Genomic DNA, 18,642 nt, shown 5'->3' on the forward strand with positions numbered 1-18,642 from the left:
GCGAGTGGAAGAAATAATTGCCGCTGTGGTGTAAGTCATGTAACAAATTATTTAGTTTGTTACATGACAGGGGATTTTTGAGACTTTAGGCTCAAAAATAAGCAATGAAACCGGAGGTTTGCTTGCGTCCCCACCACCTAAGGCAATTATAAAAAAGTTAAGGAATAAAAATGACTGAATACAAAAAAATTATCGTGACAGGCGGAGCTGGTTTTATCGGTTCTAACTTTGTCCACTATGTTTATAATAACTTTCCAGATGTCCATGTGACAGTGCTGGACAAGCTGACTTACGCGGGTAATCGAGCTAATATTGAAGAAATTTTAGGCGACCGCGTTGAGTTGGTTGTTGGAGATATTGCTGATGCAGACTTGGTAGATAAGCTGGCTTCCGAAGCGGATGCTATCGTTCACTATGCGGCAGAAAGCCACAATGACAACTCACTCAATGACCCGAGTCCGTTTATCCACACCAACTTTATCGGAACTTACACACTCTTGGAAGCAGCTCGTAAATACGACATTCGTTTCCACCATGTGTCAACTGACGAAGTCTATGGGGACCTGCCTTTGCGTGAAGATCTGCCAGGTCATGGAGAAGGTCCAGGTGAGAAATTTACCGCTGAAACCAAGTACAATCCAAGCTCGCCTTACTCATCAACCAAGGCAGCTTCAGACTTGATTGTTAAAGCTTGGGTGCGCTCATTTGGCGTGAAAGCGACGATTTCTAACTGTTCAAACAACTATGGTCCTTACCAGCACATTGAGAAGTTCATTCCGCGCCAAATCACCAATATCCTGAGCGGTATCAAGCCAAAACTCTACGGTGAAGGAAAAAACGTCCGTGACTGGATTCATACCAATGACCATTCATCAGGTGTTTGGACGATTCTGACCAAGGGTCAAATCGGTGAAACTTACTTGATTGGTGCTGACGGTGAGAAGAATAATAAGGAAGTGCTGGAGCTGATTCTCAAGGAAATGGGACAGCCAGCTGATGCTTATGACCATGTGACAGATCGTGCCGGCCACGACCTTCGCTATGCCATTGATGCCAGCAAGCTCCGCGATGAGCTAGGATGGAAGCCAGAGTTCACCAACTTTGAAGCAGGTCTCAAAGAGACAATCAAGTGGTACACAGACAACCAAGACTGGTGGAAATCAGAAAAAGAAGCAGTCGAAGCCAACTATGCTAAGACTCAGGAAGTAATTAAGTAAGAATAGGCTATCTATGATGAGCCTTGTAAAACTAGCGCTATGTGATTGAGAGGCTGGGATTATCTGTCCCAGCCTTTTCTCACAGGATTGTTAGCTTTTTAATATGTTTGTTACAGAAAATTATGCAAAAATAGTGTAAAATAAGATAAATCCTTGCTGTGTTTTTAGCTAAGGGGATTTTCTCAAATTAAAGGAATACAAACATGAAAATGGTAAAAAGAGTAGTGGGAATTGCTTTGGTGCTGTTGCTTGCAGCGGTGCTGTTTCTGGTTCCTGCATCTGTTAATCAAAGTGAACAATTAAAGAATGTTCAAGGCAGTGCTTCCTGGATGAGCATTATTGAGCCAGCTTTGAGCAATGCCAATGTGACGGCTCAGGGAGTCAGCACAGAGGTATCTCTCAATAGCGTCCAGCTCAATCAAGTGCTCAAGTCTTCTCTAACCGACTCTGAGAATCAGGAGCTGCTGAACAGTGTTTACAGCATTGAAGGAAATAAGCTGCGCATCCAGTATCCAGTCAAACTGCTCTTTATCGACAGTAAGCTGGACCTAGAGGTGGATGTGACGGTGAGAGATAATGTCTTGCACATCACAATTGATAGTGCCAAGCTAGGCTCTCTTCCTATCCCTAAATCTTGGGTGACAGGCATGCTGAAGCAACAAATGCAGGCCTCTAATTCATCTATCACAACGGAGGGAGATAGTTTCCTTCTAGCTCTGCCGCAGAGTCAATTCAGCATTAATAAAATCAGCTTCCAGAACGGTGCTGCTAAAATCCAGTTCAGCATGGGTTATGGAATCTAAAAAAGAAAACTTCATTTGAGGAGGAGTCTTTCCGAATCAAATGGAGTTTTTATACTATTAGTTGAGCAGTAGCATTGTGAGGGAGAAAAGATGCCTATTCCTAATATCCAGCAAGAGGAGCTGATTGTTATTGATGACAATCATCGTTTGCGGGCCTATGATGGTCAGTTTGAGCTAGCCTTGGACTGGTACCAAGATCCAGATATGATTTATATGATTGATGGCAGAAGAGAGCCCTATTCGCCGGAGCAAGTTCAAAAGATGTATGAGTGTTTGGCTTCGCTAGGTGAAGTGTATTTTATTGAGGTTTGGGAGCAGGAGTGCTGGCTGGCTATTGGGGATGTGACCTTTTGGCAAGATGATTTGCCTATTGTCATTGGAAATGCGGACTACCGTAGGAAAGGAGTTGGCAAGAAAGTTCTTTCTGCTTTGATACAGCGCGCACGCAATCTAGGCTATCAGAAACTAACAGTTCAAGAAATTTATGATTTCAATCAGCCCTCTTGCAGTCTATTTGAGTCGCTTGGTTTCTATCCAACTCATGCTAGGGAGAGAGGTAGGTCCTATACACTTGATTTGACCTTGCCCATAGCGCAGATCCAGCCCAGTCAGTTCTACCTTTCACGGGAAAAGCTGGACAGGATTAGCATTGATTTTGACCAACAAGAACTTGAAGCTTTACCTGTCAAGCGCATGGATGGAAAAGTTTTCTTTACTGATGGACATAGCAGAGCCTTTAAGGCATATCAGGCTGGCCTCTCTCATATCCCCATCTATTATGATAGGGACGATCTTAACTGGGATTTTTATCAATACTGTGTTCAGGCTTGTCAAGAAAGAGGTATCTTCTCGGTAGCTGATTTACAGAACCGCATTTTGTCCAAGGAAGACTATCAGATCCATTGGCTTGATTGGTGTAAAAGAGAAGCTGGAAAATTTGATAAGAGCTGATATCGCGAAGCTCTTGTGTTATAATAGATAAAGGAAATCAATATATTAAATCAGAGGTAAGATAATGCTTTATGAATTTTGTGCGGAAAATGTAACCTTGTTAAAAAAGGCTATGAAGGCTGGAGCCCAGCGGATTGAGCTCTGTGATAATTTGGCTGTCGGAGGCACGACACCCAGTTACGGCGTAATTCAAGCAGCAGTTGACTTAGCCAAGCCTTACGGTGCGACTGTGATGACCATGATTCGGCCCCGAGGCGGTGATTTTGTTTACTCGGAACTTGAAATTGAGATTATGCTGGCAGATATCCAAAAAGCCAAGGAAGTCGGCAGTCAGGGAGTGGTTTTTGGTGTCTTGACGGAGAAGAACGAAATAGATGTTTCGAAGATGCAGCGCCTGCTGGAGGCATGCAAGGGACTGGAAGTAGTCTTCCACATGGCTTTTGATGCGATACCGGCTGAATACCAGTTTGGCGAAATGGACTGGCTGATTGAGAACGGTGTCCAGCGAATTTTGACCCACGGAGGACCTGACAGTGAGCCAATTGAGGAGCATTTTGCTTGGCTGGACGAATTAATCGAGCATGCTGCTGATCGGATTGATATTATGCCGGGCGGTGGCATTCATCTAGGCAATCGTCAGCAAATTATAGACAGTCTGGCAGTTGACCAGCTGCATGGAACTAAAATTGTATTTTAAGGAGGAGAAGGGCTCTAGCGGCTCCTAATAAAATGTTGGAACTATTTGAAAAATACAAGGCTAATCCAGATAAGCTTCAGACTTACGGTTTTAAGGAGTCTGACGGGGCTTACCATTTCTCGCAGAAGATTATGAAGGGTAACTTTCGCTTGGAGGTGACTATCAGAGATGGGAAGCTGGACTATCAGGTCTTTGATTGTGATACTGATGACGCCTATCTGCAGGTCAAGATGGAGCAGGTGACGGGGGAGTTTGTCGGTCGGGTTCGTGAAGCTTGTCAGGCAGCTCTTCTGGCTATCCGTCAGCACTGTTTTGACGAGGTTGGCTTTCTCTATGAGCAGAGTAAGCGACTGCGGGATCACGCAACTGAGGTTTATCAGGGGCAAATAGAGTACCTCTGGGAGAAGTCGTCCAGAAAGAGCTCGACTAAAGCAGGGGTTTTCCGCCACCAGGACAGTAAAAAATGGTATGGGGCTTTTCTGACCACAGACTGGTCTAAGTTTGAAGCAGAGCGAAGCGGCGCTATTGAGGTGCTAAATGTTAAGAATGATCATGTGGCGGAGCTGATTCAGAAAAAGGGGATTTACCCGGCCTTTCACATGAATAAGAAATATTGGCTCAGTCTGCCCTTGAATGATACACTGAGCGATCAGGAAATCTTTGATTTACTGGCTGTTAGTTACCAGCTGACCAGTAAAAAATAGAATCGAAGCACAGCGCTCCAATCCGCTGTGTTTCATTTTTCCTCAAAAAACAGTATAATAAAAAGACTAGTAAGAATAGGAGAAATTATGAACCTCATTAGAAAATTAGCCTGGTTTTTTAAGTTGGAAAAGCGGCGCTATATCATCGGTATCTTGGCCTTATCCTTGGTCAGCGTCTTCAATCTGATACCGCCTAGAGTCATCGGTCAGGTTATTGACCGAATTGCTAGCAAACATCTGACTTCTCAAGAGCTGCTCTTTAATTTGCTGTTGCTGATTGCTTCAGCTTTTATCATGTACGGCCTGCGTTATGTCTGGCGCCTTTATATCTTAGGGACGTCCAATAATCTGGGACGGATTCTGCGCTCTCGATTGTTCGAGCACTTTACTCACATGTCTCCCTCTTTTTATCAGAAATACCGTACAGGGGACTTGATGGCTCATGCGACCAACGATATCAATGCAATTGTCAGTCTGGCTGGGGGTGGAGTCATGTCAGCTGTGGATGCTTCTATTACAGCCCTGGTGACCCTGCTGACTATGTTTTTCGTTTTGGACTGGCGGCTAACCTTGATTGCCATTGTGCCCATGCCCTTCTTGTCGTGGGGTACGGGCTTGATTGGCCGAAAAAATCATGAAAGTTTTAAGGCTGCTCAAGAGGCATTTTCGGATTTGAACAATAAGGTTCAGGAGAGTGTTTCAGGGATTCGAGTGACCAAGTCCTTTGGCTATCAAGAGGCAGAGACTCAGTCTTTTGCACAGACCAATCAGGAAGTCTACGAAAAAAATGTTTTAGCTGCCAAGTACGATTCTCTTTTTGACCCCTTAGTTTTGCTTTTTATCGGTCTTTCTTATGTTTTGACCTTGATTTTCGGTGGAATTTTCATCTCCCAAGGGCAGTTTACCATAGGAGAGTTGGTTACCTTTATCACTTATCTGGATATGCTGGTTTGGCCGCTGCAGGCTACAGGCTATCTTTTTAACATCGGCCAGCGAGGGGCTGTTTCCTATGAACGGATTGAGAAACTGCTGGCTCAGGAGTCAGATGTCAAGGAAGCTGAACAACCCCTTTCTCATGCGGAAAATGGTCGATTGGATTATGATATTCAGAAGTTTTCTTATGCCGAGGAGACTAGTTTATCTGATATTCATTTTTCCATTGAGCAGGGACAGACACTGGGAATTGTCGGTCAGACTGGCTCAGGGAAGACCACTCTTCTGCGCTTGCTGCTACGGGAACAGGATATCCAGGAGGGGGCTATCTATCTGAATGGCCATGATATCCGAGAGTACCGCCTCAAAGATTTGCGCCGTCTCATCGGCTATGTACCACAGGAACAGATGCTCTTTGCTCTGTCCATTCGGGACAATATCCGCTTTGCTAATCCCCAACTGACAGATAGCCAGGTTCTAGCTGCCGCTCAACTATGCGGTGTGTATGAGGATATTCAGGCTATGCCAGAGGGGCTGGATACAGTTGTTGGTGAGCGGGGCTTGTCCTTATCTGGCGGACAGAAGCAGCGCTTAGCGATGAGTCGGGCTATTATTACCAATCCTGAAATCCTGATTTTGGATGATTCCCTATCGGCTGTCGATGCTAAGACGGAGAACCTGATTTTAGAAAATCTAAAGTCAGAGCGTGCTGGCAAGACAACCATCATCACAGCTCATCGGCTGTCAGCCTTGGTGCATGCAGACCTGATTTTGGTCATGGAAGAGGGGCGTATCAAGGAGCGGGGTACTCACCAAGAGCTATTGGAGCAAAAGGGCTGGTATGCCCAGACATACCATAATCAGCAGCTGGCAGAAAGCTTGAAGGAGGAAGATTAATATGAAAAAGAAAGCAACTTTTCATCGCCTCCTAGGCTACATGTGGCGTTACAGGATAGTGAGCAGTATGGCCTTGACCTTCATCCTGCTGACGACTCTAGTTACAACGGCATTGCCGCTTCTGGCCCGCTATTTTATTGATCAGTTTATCGGGCGCAATCAAGCCTGGGCTGGCCTGCCTTTGCTGGCTCTTTACTATGGTCTTTTCCTCTTGCGGGTACTTTTTACCTTCTTGGGAAAGTATTTCTTTGCGCGTGTGGCTCAAAGTGTGGTTCGGGACTTGCGACAGGAAAGCTTTGCCAATATCCAGCGTCTGCAAATGGCTTATTTTGATAGGACGCCAGCTGGTGCTATCGTTTCCCGCCTGACTAATGATACTCAGGCAGTCGCAGATATGTTCAGTGAGATTTTTTCTAATTTTTTGAGCTCCTTGCTGATTTTAGTTGTTACTTTGAGCGCCATGTTTGCCCTCAACTGGCAATTGACCCTGATGATTGCTCTCTTTTTACCTCTGATGGCAGCTTCTATCTTGCTTTATCAGCATCTATCCAATCGTCAGCTGAAGCAGGTCCGGAATAAGCTCAGCGATTTGAATGTCAAGCTATCTGAAAGTATTGAAGGAATGCGGATTATTCAGGCTTTTGGGCAAGAGAAGCGCTTGCTGCGGGAATTTGAAGAAATCAACGGTCAGCATTTAGGCTTCACAAATCGCTATCTAAATATCAACAGTCTCTTTCTAAGGCCGGCTATGTCCCTTCTGAAAATCTTGGCTTATGGAGTGATTCTGACTTACTTTGGCTTGATTTGGCAAGTGGCGGGAATTACGGCTGGTATTATGTATGCCTTTATCCAGTATGTCAATCAGCTTTTTAATCCTTTGATTGATGTTATGCAGAATTACTCTGTTCTACAGACATCTATGGTTGCTGCGGAGCGAGTTTTTGAAATTATGGACCGCACAGACTACGAGCCTGAGCAGGCTAACCAAGACTTGCAAATCCAAGATGGCAGTATCGAATTCAAGCATGTTTCCTTTTCTTATGATGGGAAGCGTGATGTTTTGCGGGATATTTCCTTTTCTGTCAAAAAAAGCCAGACGATTGCCTTTGTGGGCTCGACTGGCTCTGGCAAGTCCTCGATTATCAATCTTTTCCTGCGTTTTTATGAGTTTGAGCGGGGGCAGATTTTGATTGATGGACGCGATATTAAAGACTATAGTCAAGCGGAGCTGCGGCGAAAGATTGGCCTTGTCTTGCAGGATCCTTTCCTTTATCACGGTACCGTTGCTTCCAATATCCAGCTTTACCAAGAGCAGCTGACGCGAGGAGAAATTATAGAAGCGGCTAAGTTTGTAGACGCTCATGGCTTTATCAGTCAGCTGCCTCAAGCTTATGATGCCCCTGTGACTGAGCGGGGAGCGACTTTTTCCAGCGGTCAGCGTCAGCTTCTAGCCTTTGCCAGAACCATCGCCACCAAGCCTAAAATCTTGATTTTAGATGAGGCGACAGCCAATATTGATTCGGAGACAGAGGAGCTGATTCAATCCTCACTGAGAAAAATGCGGCGGGGTCGGACAACCATTGCCATTGCCCACCGGCTGTCTACTATTCAGGATGCCGATTGCATCTATGTCTTAGACAAGGGCCGCATTATCGAATCCGGCAGCCACGAAGAATTGTTAGCACAGGATGGAACCTATAAGAAAATGTACCAACTGCAGGCTGGGATGATGGAGTCTTGAAAAACCTGATTATAAATGAAAGGTGTAGAATTCCGAATGAATTCTACACCTATTTTAAATAGTCTTTTAATTTCTCTACATTTTCTTCTAAGTTATCATAAGGAAGCTTGGCATACTGGTAAGGGCAGCTAGCAAGGTAGCTTTGTTCAAAGAAGTCAAGCGGCAGGCTGCTGTGTTTGAGAGCACTGACAGAAGAAAGTGACCTCAAGTCTAACAGAATGCCGTCCTTGGTCAGATAGCTGGCTAGTGGCAGCTGAGCTTGCTCTAGCAGTATCTGCGCCTTTCTTGCTTCCTCTTCTTGAAGCTGCAGCAGCGCCAGCCTATTTTTTTCAAACATGAGACTGTCGATGTAGAGAGATAGAGCCTTCTGCATGATGAGGTTGCTGTCATAGTCCACGGCACTTTTGTAAGCGATAAAGGTCTTTTGAATCTGGGGTGGAAGGAGCAGGGCAGTAATCCTTAGGGCCGGGAAAAGGCTGGTAGAAAAGGACTTGATGTAGATGACGCGCTGGCTATTGTCTAGATAATGAAAGGTTAGCTCCCGCCGGCTATCAAAGTCTGATAGGTAGTCATCTTCTACAATATAGACATCATAGAGCTGGGCCAGCCGAAGAATCTCTTCCTTGTCCTGCCGACTGTAAGAGTGGCCCAAGGGATAGTGAAAACGCGGGATAGTGTAGAAAAACTTGATCTTTCCGCTTTTAAAAATCCTCTCCAGCTCTTGCAGATTAATCCCCTGCGGTGTCCTTTCAATGGTTTCATAAGGAAGTTTTTGCGCTAGCAGAAGATCATTAATTCGATGGTAGGTCGGTTGCTCTACTAAGATACGCTCTTTTTGGTTGGGAAATTCAATCTGTGAAAGGATATAGAGGGCCTGCTGGGTGCCGGAAGTCAGTACCAACTGATCCCTAGTAGCATAGACAGCAGAGTCCAGCATTAGCTTTTGCACAGAGCGACGCAGATCCTCCAGTCCTTCCTGCTGAGGGTAGTAGTTGAAGAGATAATTTTCCCGGCCAATCAGAGTTTCATTCACACAGAGTCGGAAATCCTCGTAGGCTTGGTGGCGGTCATCCCTCACAGGCAGCTCCAAATCCTGCTTTTCTTCCTGGGCATTCTCCAGCACATAGTAGCCGCTTTTGGGAACGGCATAGATGTACTTCTGATACTTGAGCTCAATCAGAGCCTTCTGCGCAGTATCCTTACTACAGTGATAACGCTCAGCAAGCTTTCGGACAGAAGGAATTTTCTGACCAGTTGCCAGTTTTCCCTCTTTAATATCCTTAGTAATCTTATCAACGATGCGCTGGTATTTTGCTTTGGTCATAAAACTGTCCCCATACAGATCTGATTTTTTCATATTGTAACTCATTTTCAGATATTTTACAATAGAGAGCAAGTAGGAGGAGTCATGAAAACAAAAACAGTTATTCTATCCACAGATATTTCTGGCTTAGGTAAGGTTGCCGCAACAGCTGCCCTGCCGCTTTTTGCAATTTGTCAGCTAGAGGTTGCCCTCTTGCCAACCATGATTTTATCGTCCCATACAGGCGGTTTTTCAGACATCTACATAGATGATTATACGAGCGGGATGCTTGCTTTTTTGAAACAATGGCAGAGCCTGGAGTTCGACTTTTCAGCTTTGGTAACAGGATATTTGAAATCTGACATACAGGTGGAAAATTTGCTGCGCTTTAAAAAGGAAAAAAGCTTGCCCCTTATCGTGGATCCTATCATGGGAGACAAGGGGACTTTTTATCAGGGATTTTCAGATGCCCATCTAGACCATATGCGTCGCCTCTGCCAGCATGCCGATTTGGTTCTGCCCAATTTGACGGAAGCCTGTTTGTTGTTGGAGGAATCCTACGAAGATAGCTTATCAGAAGATAGATGGGAGGACTACTGCAAGCGTTTGGCTGAGTTAGGACCGAGCAAGGTCTTGCTAACTGGCTTGCCCATGAAAGAAAATCAGATTGGTGTGGCCTATTTTGATGCGGCAACAGAGGAGTTTAACCTCTTTTCTAGTCCAGCTTTGCCCCAGCAATTTTTTGGAACGGGTGATATATTGACGACACTTGTAGCTGCGGCTTTTGTTCAAGGGGTCGACATCAAGCAAGCCCTACCTATGATTTTGAAGTTTATTGAAAAGAGCTTGGCACTTAGCTTTAAAGAGCAAATAGATCCAAAGAAGGGCGTTTTTTACCAGCCCTACCTAGGAGAGCTTTTTGCTGATTTTCAAGCCTTAATGGAGGAAAAAGATGAAGAAACAAACACTTGATTTGCAAACCTTAACCATGATTAGTTTATTTGCTGCTTTGATTTTTCTGAGCATTCAGTTTTTTAAAATTCCTGTCGGAGCTCAGTTTATTCATTTTGGAAATGCACTGGTGGTGGTGGGTTGTCTGATTTTTGGCAGTAAACTCGGTTTTTTGGCGGCTGCTATTGGACTAGGAATATTTGACTTGCTAAATGGTTACGCAGTGGAAATCCCAATTATCTTGTTAGAAGCACTTGCGGTGGCCGTGGTGATTCATTTTCTGTATGAAGGACTCTTTCAGAGAAAGGATCAACTAAGAAATATTCTTATGACAGCAGTAGCAGCTGCTTTGGTAAAAATTGTGCTTAATATCCTCAAGTACACTCTGACAGGAACACTGCTTGGCGGGAGTAGTTTACCAGCAGCCTTTTTGCTGGCAGTAGCTGAGATTACTGGTACATTTGGCTCCAGTCTAGCGACAGTCATTGCTGTCCCAATCTTATATCCAATTTTTAAGCAAGTCAGAAAAGCGCATAAGCAAAGAAGACCACTGAAAAGTAAGGATGAATCAATAATCAACATAAACAAAGAAACCGTCTGAGAATTCTCAGACGGTTTTGTATTTTTTCTTACATAAAGTAAACGATAGCAAGGTATTGTAGGGCAGAGGCCGCTAGAATGAAAAGGTGCCAAATCATGTGGAAGTAGGGCTTCTTTTGAGCATAGAAGCCAGCTCCTACAGTATAGCAGAGACCACCAGCCAGCATGAGTCCCCAGAAAACTGGTCCGGTTTGACCGATAATCTGCGGAATGATAAAGACTACCAGCCAGCCCATAATCAAATAGAGAGCCAAACTGAATTTTTCATTGACCTTCTTAGCGAAAATCTTGTAGAGGATACCAAAGATGGTCGTGCCCCACTGGATAGCAATGATGAGATAGCCAAACCAGTTATTCATCAGCGACAGCACGACTGGCGTGTAGCTGCCAGCGATAGCGATATAAATCATGGAGTGGTCGATAATGCGCAAGATATATTTATGGGTCGAGCCATAGGACATAGAATGGTAGACAGTTGAAGAGAGAAACATGAGAAAGAGGCTGATAACAAAGATAGAAGTTCCGATAGCAGCAACCAACCCGTGCCCTTCATAGCTATAAATGGCCGAGATAGGCAGCAGAATCAGCATCAGGACGGCCCCTACCGCATGGGTAACAGCATTGGCGATTTCCTCTCCGAAGGATAGTTTTTTACTGAGTTTAAGCGCGTAGTTCAAGATTTTCTTCCTCCTCATTTGGTACTTGGATTAGGGATAAGGTCTTTTGATAGAGTTTAACCGTCTGGCAAGCAGTGGAAATGATGGGTGCCACCTCCAGCTTGCTACCGTTCATATAGTCAACGAAGTCGTCATAGAGTTCTCGCGAATCTGCTGATTTATGAAGCATATTTAAAGTAGCTGAAATTTCCTGGATAGAAAAGACCGTTTTTAAGGTCGTAATGGCAATCAAACGTGCTACCTGACGACGTTGATATTTTTTCTTGACCGGCTTGGCAATATAGCCATGCTTGACGTAGTTGTTAATCATAGAAGCAGTCAGTCCCTTGTCAGCGGATGAAATGGAAGAGCCACAGACATTGTTTACATAGAGCAGAACCTGGTCCAAATATAGGTCCAGTTCTGGTAATTCGTCCCATTTGGGAAAAACTTGTTGAGCGTTCAAATCTTTATCACTTTCTTATCTAGTCTTTATAACTAGATGATAACATCTCTGTAAATCAAAGTCAAGCAAAAAATAGAATGTCCCTTTGAAATTTGATATAATTTTAAAAAGAAGAAAGGGAGGTTTCAGATGAAAAAACAAATAATCTTTGATATGGCAGCCTTCCTAGGCAGTCTGATTTTTTGGTCTTGGCTCTATATGCGCTTTTTTTATGCCTATGTAGCCGTTGTCTTTTACAAGAATCAGCCAGAGTGGAACCTGTTGATACCAGCTTCTATCATCCTGACTCTGACAGCTATCAGTTCGCTTTTTATACGTGGCCTCTACAGTCGGCACATTCCTCGTTGGCTGGTGCTAGCTAGTTACACCCTCTATTTTCTCATTCTATTCTATGCCCTCTTTTTGAAAAATATCGGCAGGCAGGGCTTTAGTCTGGACCTGCAGTCTTTTACCTATAATTGGATTTATGGAGATAAGCTGGTACCAACCATGAATATCATTATGTTCATTCCGCTGGGCTTTCTCTGCAAGCTGTCATGGAAACATGCGGCTTATTTTACCTTGGCTATCAGTCTGGTTGAGGGTAGCCAATATCTCTTTCACCTTGGCATTTTTGACTTGGGTGATATCCTGACTAATCTGCTAGGCTTCATTATCGGCAGCTATCTACTAGAGACAGCCTTGGGAAAATGGGTTGTCCATCATATTCACTAAATGAAAGAAGGAAACTATGAAAATTCTTATCCCAACTGCGAAAGAGTTGAATCTAACTGCTCCATCTGCAATCCCGAATCCACTTTCAGCACAAACTCAGGCTGTGTTGGATGAGTTGGCAACCATGTCAGTAACTGACTTGGCATCATTTTATAAAATCTCCCCAGAAAGAGCGGAGGTAGAGTGGCAAGCCATTCAGGCTTTGCGAGAAGGAACTGCTCAGTATGCTCCAGCCCTTTATCTTTTTGATGGCCTTATGTACCGCCATATCAAGAGGCAGGACTATACCAAGGAGGAAAGTCAGTATATTGAGAAGCATCTTGCCATCACATCAGCGCTTTACGGTGTCATCCCAGCCCTGGAGCCCATAGCGCCCCATCGCTTGGACTTTATGATGCCACTCAAGTTAGATGGGAAGAGTCTCAAGGCATTTTGGAAAGAAGCTTATGACCAAGCTCTGGCAGAAGATGAGATGATTTTCTCCCTCCTGTCCAGCGAGTTTGAAACAGTCTTTTCCAAGGAAATCCGTCAGCGCATGATAGGCTTCAAGTTTCTGGAAAACCGAGGCGGTAAGCTGAAAGTCCATTCGACCATTTCTAAAAAAGCGCGTGGTGAGTTTTTAACAGCTCTAATAACTAACCAAGTAACAGAAGTCGAACAGATGAAAAAACTAAGCTTTGCTGGCTTTACTTACCGACCTGATCTGTCTAGTGAACAAGAATTGGTTTATGTGAAGGAAGTGTAGAAGAGATATTTATATAAGGAAAAAGCATTCTTTTTATATGTGAAATTAAACAAAACACTTTAAAAGTCTTAAATTTTATTTGTCTCTTTAAAAGTACTAAAATGGCGACTGTTTTGATGAATCTCATACTAAAACCCCTCGCAATTTTTGCGAGGGGTTAGTGTCTTATAAGTTTTCTTTTCTTTTTATAATCTTCTCTTTTTAGTTAAGGGCTGCTAAAAGAGCATCAGCCTGTGCTGAGAGTTCAGCAAGTTTGTCTTCTGCGACAGTCAGTTGACCAGTTCCCCATGCTTCTGGGTTGATACCAATACCTGTGAATGGTTCTACCACATTCATACGAATAAATGGCAGCAGGCTGCGATAGTGCTTGAATACTTCGTCTGGTGATGTGCCGTTAGCTACAGATGAAACTGTAACAGCCTTAGCATTCAGAGCAGATGGGCCAGTTGGGTCTGATAGATCCAGAGCGCGTGAAGTCCAGTCTAAAAGGTTTTTCACTACTCCTGGAATAGCCCAGTTGTAGACAGGTGAGAAAATCCAGATGGCATCAGCGGCCAAAATTTCTTCACGAACCTTAGTAACAGCAGCTGGAGCAGGACTTTCGATGTCTTGGTTAAAGAATGGTACATCTTTGTAATCAAGATATGAAACTTCTGCATTGCCAGCCAAAGCTTTTTCTGCTTGCTCAGCCAATTGGTGGTTGAAAGAACCTTGACGAAGCGAGCCGACGATGAATAATACTTTAGACATTGCATTGTCTCCTTTTTTATAATATAAAGAGATATCTCTCTTGTTACAATATATGTTACAACATTAATCACTAGTTAGCAATTATTTAGCTCAATTTTTTGAAATTTTTTAGAATGCGAATCAAATCCTGCTTATCGTCTTCTTCAAGAATGGACAGAGCTTGCTGAATATTTTTAATATGATCAGGCAGGGCAGCTTCAATTTTAGCTCTGCCTTGTTTCGTCAGACCAATCAAAAAAGCCCGGCGGTCATTTGGGTCGCAGGTGCGGACAATCCAGCCGTCGCGTTCCATATTTTTGATGACGACAGTCATGTTGCCAGAAGTAGCCAGTATACGGTCAATCAGGTCCTGAATACGCAGCTCTCCTTTGCTGTATAGGGTTTCTAAGACGGAAAACTGAGTAGGAGTCAAATCATGCTTTTTAAAAATTTGGGCTTCAATGGCACGGATAGTTCTTTCTGCCTTATGAAAGACAATCATGGTTTTCAAATCAAGCAGAGTTTCTTTGCTTAAATCGTCTGTAATCTTCATAACAATATTTTACCAATAAATAGTATCATATGCAAGGATATTGCTTTAGAATTATGAGAATATTCTCATCAAAAAAAGATAGAAAAATAGGAGTATTTGTAGTATAATGACGGAGTGAAATATAAAAATAGAAATAAAGCCAGTTTTCCAATTTGGCAGTACCTTATCGGTATTTTTATCGTTCTCAGCGTTCTTGTCTTTTCATTTTTTGCAGATTTGCAAGTGTCTATGCAGCCGAGACAGTCGGCTAAGGAAGCAAGCAGACGCTTGGCCAAGGAATATGCAGATCTTGAAAAAGTGGATTCTTTTGCCATCTACAATGGGCAGGAATCCTACTACAGTCTGCTTGGCAAGACAAGTAAAGGTGTCGAAAAAGCTGTTTTGATTGCAAAAGATACCAATGAGATTCGAGTCTATCGACTGGACCAAGGTGTCAGTCAGGCAGAGGCGGAGAGAATTGCCAAGGAAAATGGAGCAGGAACTATTGATAAGGTGACCATGGGCTATTTTCAGGATCAGCCCATCTGGGAAGTCAAGTCGGGAGGCACCTACTACCTGATTGGTTTTGAAAGCGGACAGTTGGTCAGCAAGGAGGGACTATGAAATTATCAAATCGTGTCTTAAAGATGGAAGAAAGCGTGACTCTGGCAACAGCAGCGCGTGCTAAAACTTTGAAAGCACAGGGGCGGGATATTCTGTCTCTGACTCTGGGAGAGCCAGATTTTCCAACGCCTAAGAACATCCGAGACGCTGCTGTAGCAGCTGTTGAGGATGGGCGTGCTAGCTTTTATACGGTGACTAGCGGTCTGCCAGAGCTAAAAGAAGCAGTGGTAGAGTATTTTGCCAACTATTACGGCTACACCATCCAGCCTAATCAAGTGACGGTGGCAAGCGGAGCTAAGTTCTCCCTCTACACTTTCTTTATGAGTGTGCTTGATCCAGGTGATGAAGCTATCATTCCGACGCCTTACTGGGTCAGCTACGGCGACCAGATTAAGATGGCCGAGGGGACTCCTGTTTTTGTTCAAACCACTGAGGAAAATAATTTCAAGGTTACGGTGGAACAGCTGGAAGCTGCTCGTACTGATAAGACCAAGGTCTTGGTTTTGAACTCGCCGTCCAATCCGACTGGTATGATTTATACAGCGGATGAGCTAAGGGCGATTGGGAACTGGGCTGTGGAGCATGATATTCTGATTTTGGCAGATGACATCTATGGACGGCTGGTTTATAACGGTAATACATTTACGCCAATTTCCAGTCTGTCTGAGGAGATTCGCAAGCAGACGGTGGTCATCAATGGTGTCTCTAAGAGCTACTCCATGACAGGCTGGCGGATTGGCTACGCAGTTGGTGAGCCGGAGATTATTGCGGCTATGAGTAAGATTGCTGGCCAGACGACCTCTAACCCGACAGCAGCGGCTCAATATGCAGCTATCGAAGCTCTGACTGGCAGCCAGGAAACGGTCGAGACTATGCGTCAGGCCTTTGAAGAGCGTCTCAATACCATCTATCCTCTCTTGGCTCAAGTGCCAGGTTTTGAAGTGGTTAAGCCACAAGGGGCCTTCTATCTCTTTCCAAATGTCAAGAAAGCCATGGAAATGAAAGGATATACCGATGTGACCGAGTTTACGACAGCAATTTTAGAAGAAGTTGGTGTAGCTCTGGTGACCGGAGCAGGGTTTGGTGCTCCAGAAAATGTCCGTCTTAGTTATGCGACGGATTTGGATACGCTCAAAGAAGCCGTTCAGCGCCTGAAGCAATTTATGGAGAGCAAATAGATCTCTCAATCTTAGACTGCTTTCGAAGATTTATAAACAATAGATAAGGATGGACTCAGAGTTCGTCCTTTTTAGTTACCCTAAACTGCATTGGCAAACAATTTGATAAAGTTGTAAAAGAATATAGATTATAAGCATATGAGGTTTTTTCCAAACAATTGTTTTCTTAGATTACTTTATTAATTTATAATATAACACTTTCGAAAATTAGATATCTTTTAAAAAGATTTTTGATTTTATCCTTTTCAAGGATAGCTATTGCAATCGCTTTATGGTAAAATATAGAACAGATGTCCAAAAGATTTGTCTTGAAATAAAGTGACATTTAGCAACCAATCTAGGAGGCAGATATGATTGATCATTTTGGGATTACAGTCAAGGATTTGGAAGCCAGCAAGCTCTTTTATCAGCAAGCTTTAGAGCCATTGGGCTACAAGATTGCCTTTGAAATTCCTCAGGCAGTAAGTTTTGCTGAACCTCGGACTGCTCCAGCTGGAGATTTTTGGTTAAGTCAGGGGCAATCAGATGCATCTCATTTTGCCTTTCGTGCGGAGACAAGGGAGCAGGTGGATGCTTTTTATCAAGCAGGCCTTGCAGCGGGTGGTCAAGATAATGGTGCCCCAGGCATTCGTCCCAAATATCACCAGCCTTATTATGCAGCCTTTGTCTTGGATCCGGATGGTAATAATGTCGAGGCAGTCTGTCATAAAGAATAAAAAATAGAAAAGAGAAAAAACGTGTCAAAGAAAATCGTAACAATTATTGATGTGAAAAATTATGTTGGTCAAGAAGTGACCATCGGTGCTTGGGTAGCCAATAAGTCAGGTAAGGGTAAGATTGCTTTCTTGCAGCTGCGCGATGGCTCTGCCTTTTTCCAAGGGGTGGCCTTCAAGCCTAACTTCATTGAGAAATTTGGCGAAGAAGAAGGATTGGCGAAGTTTGATACGATTAAAAAGCTTAGCCAAGAAACTTCTGTCTATGTGACAGGGGTTGTCAAGGAAGACGAGCGTTCAAAATTTGGCTACGAGCTGGACATCACAGACATCGAAATCATCGGTGAGTCAAATGACTATCCAATCACGCCCAAAGAACATGGGACTGACTTCCTCATGGACAACCGTCACTTGTGGCTGCGTTCTCGTAAGCAAGTAGCCATGATGCAAATCCGCAATGCCATTATCTACGCTACCTATGAATTCTTTGACAAGAATGGCTTTATGAAGTTTGACAGCCCAATCTTGTCAGGAAATGCAGCAGAAGACTCAACTGAGCTCTTTGAAACAGACTACTTCGGAACTCCAGCATACTTGAGTCAGTCAGGTCAGCTTTATCTGGAAGCAGGTGCCATGGCTCTTGGTCGCGTCTTTGACTTTGGTCCTGTATTCCGTGCAGAAAAATCAAAAACCCGTCGTCATTTGACTGAGTTCTGGATGATGGATGCAGAGTATTCATACTTGACGCATGATGAGTCACTCGACTTGCAAGAAGCTTATGTTAAAGCTTTGATCCAAGGTGTGCTTGACCGTGCTCCTCAAGCTTTGGAAACGCTGGAACGTGATGTAGAACTTTTGAAACGCTATATTGCAGAGCCTTTCAAGCGTGTTAGCTATGATGAAGCGATTGACCTCTTGCAAGCCCATGAAAATGATGAGGATGCTGACTATGAGCATCTTGAACATGGAGATGACTTTGGTTCGCCACACGAAACATGGATTTCAAACCACTTTGGTGTACCAACCTTTGTTGTGAACTACCCAGAAGCCATCAAGGCTTTCTATATGAAACCAGTTCCTGGAAATCCAGACCGTGTCCTCTGTGCAGACTTGCTTGCTCCAGAAGGCTACGGTGAAATCATCGGTGGTTCTATGCGTGAGGAAGACTACGATGCGCTCGTTGCTAAGATGAATGAACTTGGTATGGATACTTCAGAATATGAATTCTACCTTGATCTTCGTAAGTATGGAACAGTTCCGCACGGTGGCTTCGGTATCGGTATCGAGCGTATGGTAACCTTTGTAGCAGGAACCAAGCATATCCGTGAAGCCATTCCATTCCCACGTATGCTGCACCGTATTAAACCGTAAATCAATAAAAACGCCCAGGGGGCGTTTTTTCAAAGCACTAGAAAGAAGAGGTGGAGATTATGTAACCAGCGGATTAACAAGTGATAAAGGATAGAAATTAAAAAACACTTGTTAAAG

The 18,642-nt window shown here is 43.9% G+C and carries 20 protein-coding genes; 15 read left to right on the forward strand and 5 right to left on the reverse strand.

Annotation, left to right across the window (positions count from 1 at the left end; translation table 11 throughout):
- Positions 1-170: 170 nt before the first annotated feature.
- The 7 genes from rfbB (at position 171) to HMPREF9380_RS05560 (ending at position 7,943) form a co-directional block, all read left to right on the forward strand.
- Complete coding sequence (rfbB, locus tag HMPREF9380_RS05590; RefSeq protein WP_002933399.1) at positions 171-1,217, forward strand: dTDP-glucose 4,6-dehydratase; 1,047 nt, start codon at positions 171-173, stop codon at positions 1,215-1,217.
- Between the two features lie 203 nt (positions 1,218-1,420).
- Positions 1,421-2,020, forward strand: coding sequence for a hypothetical protein (locus HMPREF9380_RS05585; RefSeq protein ID WP_002920904.1), 600 nt, complete (start codon positions 1,421-1,423; stop codon positions 2,018-2,020).
- 90 nt (positions 2,021-2,110) lie between these two features.
- The gene (locus HMPREF9380_RS05580) at positions 2,111-2,971 is read left to right on the forward strand and encodes a GNAT family N-acetyltransferase (protein WP_002933401.1); all 861 of its coding nucleotides are present in this window, start codon (positions 2,111-2,113) and stop codon (positions 2,969-2,971) included.
- 64 nt (positions 2,972-3,035) lie between these two features.
- The gene (locus tag HMPREF9380_RS05575; RefSeq protein WP_002933402.1) at positions 3,036-3,668 is read left to right on the forward strand and encodes a copper homeostasis protein CutC; all 633 of its coding nucleotides are present in this window, start codon (positions 3,036-3,038) and stop codon (positions 3,666-3,668) included.
- Positions 3,669-3,700: 32 nt separating this feature from the next.
- Positions 3,701-4,372, forward strand: a complete 672-nt coding sequence (locus HMPREF9380_RS05570) for an MmcQ/YjbR family DNA-binding protein (protein ID WP_002933403.1) — start codon at positions 3,701-3,703, stop codon at positions 4,370-4,372.
- Between the two features lie 87 nt (positions 4,373-4,459).
- Complete coding sequence (locus tag HMPREF9380_RS05565; RefSeq protein ID WP_002933404.1) at positions 4,460-6,202, forward strand: ABC transporter ATP-binding protein; 1,743 nt, start codon at positions 4,460-4,462, stop codon at positions 6,200-6,202.
- A 1-nt stretch (position 6,203) separates the two neighbouring features.
- Complete coding sequence (locus HMPREF9380_RS05560) at positions 6,204-7,943, forward strand: ABC transporter ATP-binding protein (protein WP_002933405.1); 1,740 nt, start codon at positions 6,204-6,206, stop codon at positions 7,941-7,943.
- A 49-nt stretch (positions 7,944-7,992) separates the two neighbouring features.
- Here HMPREF9380_RS05560 and HMPREF9380_RS05555 read toward each other — a convergent pair whose 3' ends face one another.
- Positions 7,993-9,312, reverse strand: coding sequence for an aminotransferase-like domain-containing protein (locus tag HMPREF9380_RS05555; protein ID WP_002933406.1), 1,320 nt, complete (start codon positions 9,310-9,312; stop codon positions 7,993-7,995).
- A 39-nt stretch (positions 9,313-9,351) separates the two neighbouring features.
- On the opposite strand from HMPREF9380_RS05555, the gene HMPREF9380_RS05550 reads away from it, so the two are divergent.
- Both HMPREF9380_RS05550 and HMPREF9380_RS05545 read left to right on the forward strand, forming a co-directional pair.
- Positions 9,352-10,218: a pyridoxamine kinase gene (locus tag HMPREF9380_RS05550; RefSeq protein WP_002933407.1), complete on the forward strand. Its 867-nt coding sequence runs from the start codon at positions 9,352-9,354 to the stop codon at positions 10,216-10,218.
- Complete coding sequence (locus tag HMPREF9380_RS05545; protein WP_002933409.1) at positions 10,199-10,798, forward strand: ECF transporter S component; 600 nt, start codon at positions 10,199-10,201, stop codon at positions 10,796-10,798. The genes HMPREF9380_RS05550 and HMPREF9380_RS05545 overlap by 20 nt, the downstream gene beginning before the upstream one ends.
- Before the next feature lie 28 nt (positions 10,799-10,826).
- Here the strand turns inward: HMPREF9380_RS05545 and trhA are convergent, their stop codons facing one another.
- Together trhA and HMPREF9380_RS05535 are read right to left on the reverse strand one after the other, a co-directional pair.
- The gene (gene trhA / locus HMPREF9380_RS05540) at positions 10,827-11,474 is read right to left on the reverse strand and encodes a PAQR family membrane homeostasis protein TrhA (protein ID WP_002913457.1); all 648 of its coding nucleotides are present in this window, start codon (positions 11,472-11,474) and stop codon (positions 10,827-10,829) included.
- Complete coding sequence (locus HMPREF9380_RS05535) at positions 11,458-11,919, reverse strand: DUF1836 domain-containing protein (RefSeq protein ID WP_002933411.1); 462 nt, start codon at positions 11,917-11,919, stop codon at positions 11,458-11,460. Before HMPREF9380_RS05535 ends, trhA begins: the two co-directional genes overlap by 17 nt.
- A gap of 129 nt (positions 11,920-12,048) precedes the next feature.
- Here HMPREF9380_RS05535 and HMPREF9380_RS05530 point away from each other — a divergent pair, with 129 nt between their 5' ends.
- A complete protein-coding gene (locus HMPREF9380_RS05530; protein WP_002933413.1) occupies positions 12,049-12,633 on the forward strand; it encodes a VanZ family protein in 585 nt (194 codons plus the stop codon).
- A gap of 16 nt (positions 12,634-12,649) precedes the next feature.
- Positions 12,650-13,378 (forward strand): peroxide stress protein YaaA, encoded by a 729-nt coding sequence (gene yaaA, locus HMPREF9380_RS05525; RefSeq protein WP_002933414.1) that lies wholly within the window; start codon positions 12,650-12,652, stop codon positions 13,376-13,378.
- Between the two features lie 201 nt (positions 13,379-13,579).
- Here yaaA and HMPREF9380_RS05520 read toward each other — a convergent pair whose 3' ends face one another.
- Positions 13,580-14,128, reverse strand: a complete 549-nt coding sequence (locus tag HMPREF9380_RS05520) for an NADPH-dependent FMN reductase (protein ID WP_002933416.1) — start codon at positions 14,126-14,128, stop codon at positions 13,580-13,582.
- A gap of 85 nt (positions 14,129-14,213) precedes the next feature.
- Positions 14,214-14,660 carry a MarR family winged helix-turn-helix transcriptional regulator gene (locus HMPREF9380_RS05515; protein WP_002933417.1) on the reverse strand — a complete coding sequence of 149 codons (447 nt, stop codon included), beginning with the start codon at positions 14,658-14,660 and terminating at the stop codon, positions 14,214-14,216.
- Positions 14,661-14,774: 114 nt separating this feature from the next.
- Here HMPREF9380_RS05515 and HMPREF9380_RS05510 point away from each other — a divergent pair, with 114 nt between their 5' ends.
- The 4 genes from HMPREF9380_RS05510 (at position 14,775) to asnS (ending at position 18,525) form a co-directional block, all read left to right on the forward strand.
- Positions 14,775-15,263, forward strand: a complete 489-nt coding sequence (locus HMPREF9380_RS05510) for a cell wall elongation regulator TseB-like domain-containing protein (protein ID WP_002933418.1) — start codon at positions 14,775-14,777, stop codon at positions 15,261-15,263.
- Positions 15,260-16,441: a pyridoxal phosphate-dependent aminotransferase gene (locus HMPREF9380_RS05505; RefSeq protein WP_002933419.1), complete on the forward strand. Its 1,182-nt coding sequence runs from the start codon at positions 15,260-15,262 to the stop codon at positions 16,439-16,441. The genes HMPREF9380_RS05510 and HMPREF9380_RS05505 overlap by 4 nt, the downstream gene beginning before the upstream one ends.
- 350 nt (positions 16,442-16,791) lie before the next feature.
- Positions 16,792-17,157, forward strand: coding sequence for a VOC family protein (locus tag HMPREF9380_RS05500; RefSeq protein WP_002933420.1), 366 nt, complete (start codon positions 16,792-16,794; stop codon positions 17,155-17,157).
- A 21-nt stretch (positions 17,158-17,178) separates the two neighbouring features.
- Positions 17,179-18,525 (forward strand): asparagine--tRNA ligase, encoded by a 1,347-nt coding sequence (gene asnS, locus HMPREF9380_RS05495; protein ID WP_002933421.1) that lies wholly within the window; start codon positions 17,179-17,181, stop codon positions 18,523-18,525.
- Positions 18,526-18,642: the final 117 nt, after the last annotated feature.

Origin of the sequence: Streptococcus sanguinis SK49, assembly GCF_000212815.1 — a bacterium.
Taxonomy (GTDB): Bacteria; Bacillota; Bacilli; order Lactobacillales; family Streptococcaceae; genus Streptococcus; species Streptococcus sanguinis_C.

Coding starts and splice junctions, on each gene's coding strand:
- HMPREF9380_RS05575 (WP_002933402.1), top strand. CDS start 3,036: ATGCTTTATGAATTTTGTGCGGAAAATGTAACCTTGTTAAAAAAGGCT.
- HMPREF9380_RS05520 (WP_002933416.1), bottom strand. CDS start 14,128: ATGTCTAAAGTATTATTCATCGTCGGCTCGCTTCGTCAAGGTTCTTTC.
- HMPREF9380_RS05545 (WP_002933409.1), top strand. CDS start 10,199: ATGAAGAAACAAACACTTGATTTGCAAACCTTAACCATGATTAGTTTA.
- HMPREF9380_RS05530 (WP_002933413.1), top strand. CDS start 12,049: ATGAAAAAACAAATAATCTTTGATATGGCAGCCTTCCTAGGCAGTCTG.
- rfbB (WP_002933399.1), top strand. CDS start 171: ATGACTGAATACAAAAAAATTATCGTGACAGGCGGAGCTGGTTTTATC.
- HMPREF9380_RS05515 (WP_002933417.1), bottom strand. CDS start 14,660: ATGAAGATTACAGACGATTTAAGCAAAGAAACTCTGCTTGATTTGAAA.
- HMPREF9380_RS05550 (WP_002933407.1), top strand. CDS start 9,352: ATGAAAACAAAAACAGTTATTCTATCCACAGATATTTCTGGCTTAGGT.
- HMPREF9380_RS05565 (WP_002933404.1), top strand. CDS start 4,460: ATGAACCTCATTAGAAAATTAGCCTGGTTTTTTAAGTTGGAAAAGCGG.
- HMPREF9380_RS05570 (WP_002933403.1), top strand. CDS start 3,701: ATGTTGGAACTATTTGAAAAATACAAGGCTAATCCAGATAAGCTTCAG.
- HMPREF9380_RS05585 (WP_002920904.1), top strand. CDS start 1,421: ATGAAAATGGTAAAAAGAGTAGTGGGAATTGCTTTGGTGCTGTTGCTT.
- HMPREF9380_RS05505 (WP_002933419.1), top strand. CDS start 15,260: ATGAAATTATCAAATCGTGTCTTAAAGATGGAAGAAAGCGTGACTCTG.
- HMPREF9380_RS05580 (WP_002933401.1), top strand. CDS start 2,111: ATGCCTATTCCTAATATCCAGCAAGAGGAGCTGATTGTTATTGATGAC.
- HMPREF9380_RS05555 (WP_002933406.1), bottom strand. CDS start 9,312: ATGAGTTACAATATGAAAAAATCAGATCTGTATGGGGACAGTTTTATG.
- HMPREF9380_RS05500 (WP_002933420.1), top strand. CDS start 16,792: ATGATTGATCATTTTGGGATTACAGTCAAGGATTTGGAAGCCAGCAAG.
- HMPREF9380_RS05560 (WP_002933405.1), top strand. CDS start 6,204: ATGAAAAAGAAAGCAACTTTTCATCGCCTCCTAGGCTACATGTGGCGT.
- yaaA (WP_002933414.1), top strand. CDS start 12,650: ATGAAAATTCTTATCCCAACTGCGAAAGAGTTGAATCTAACTGCTCCA.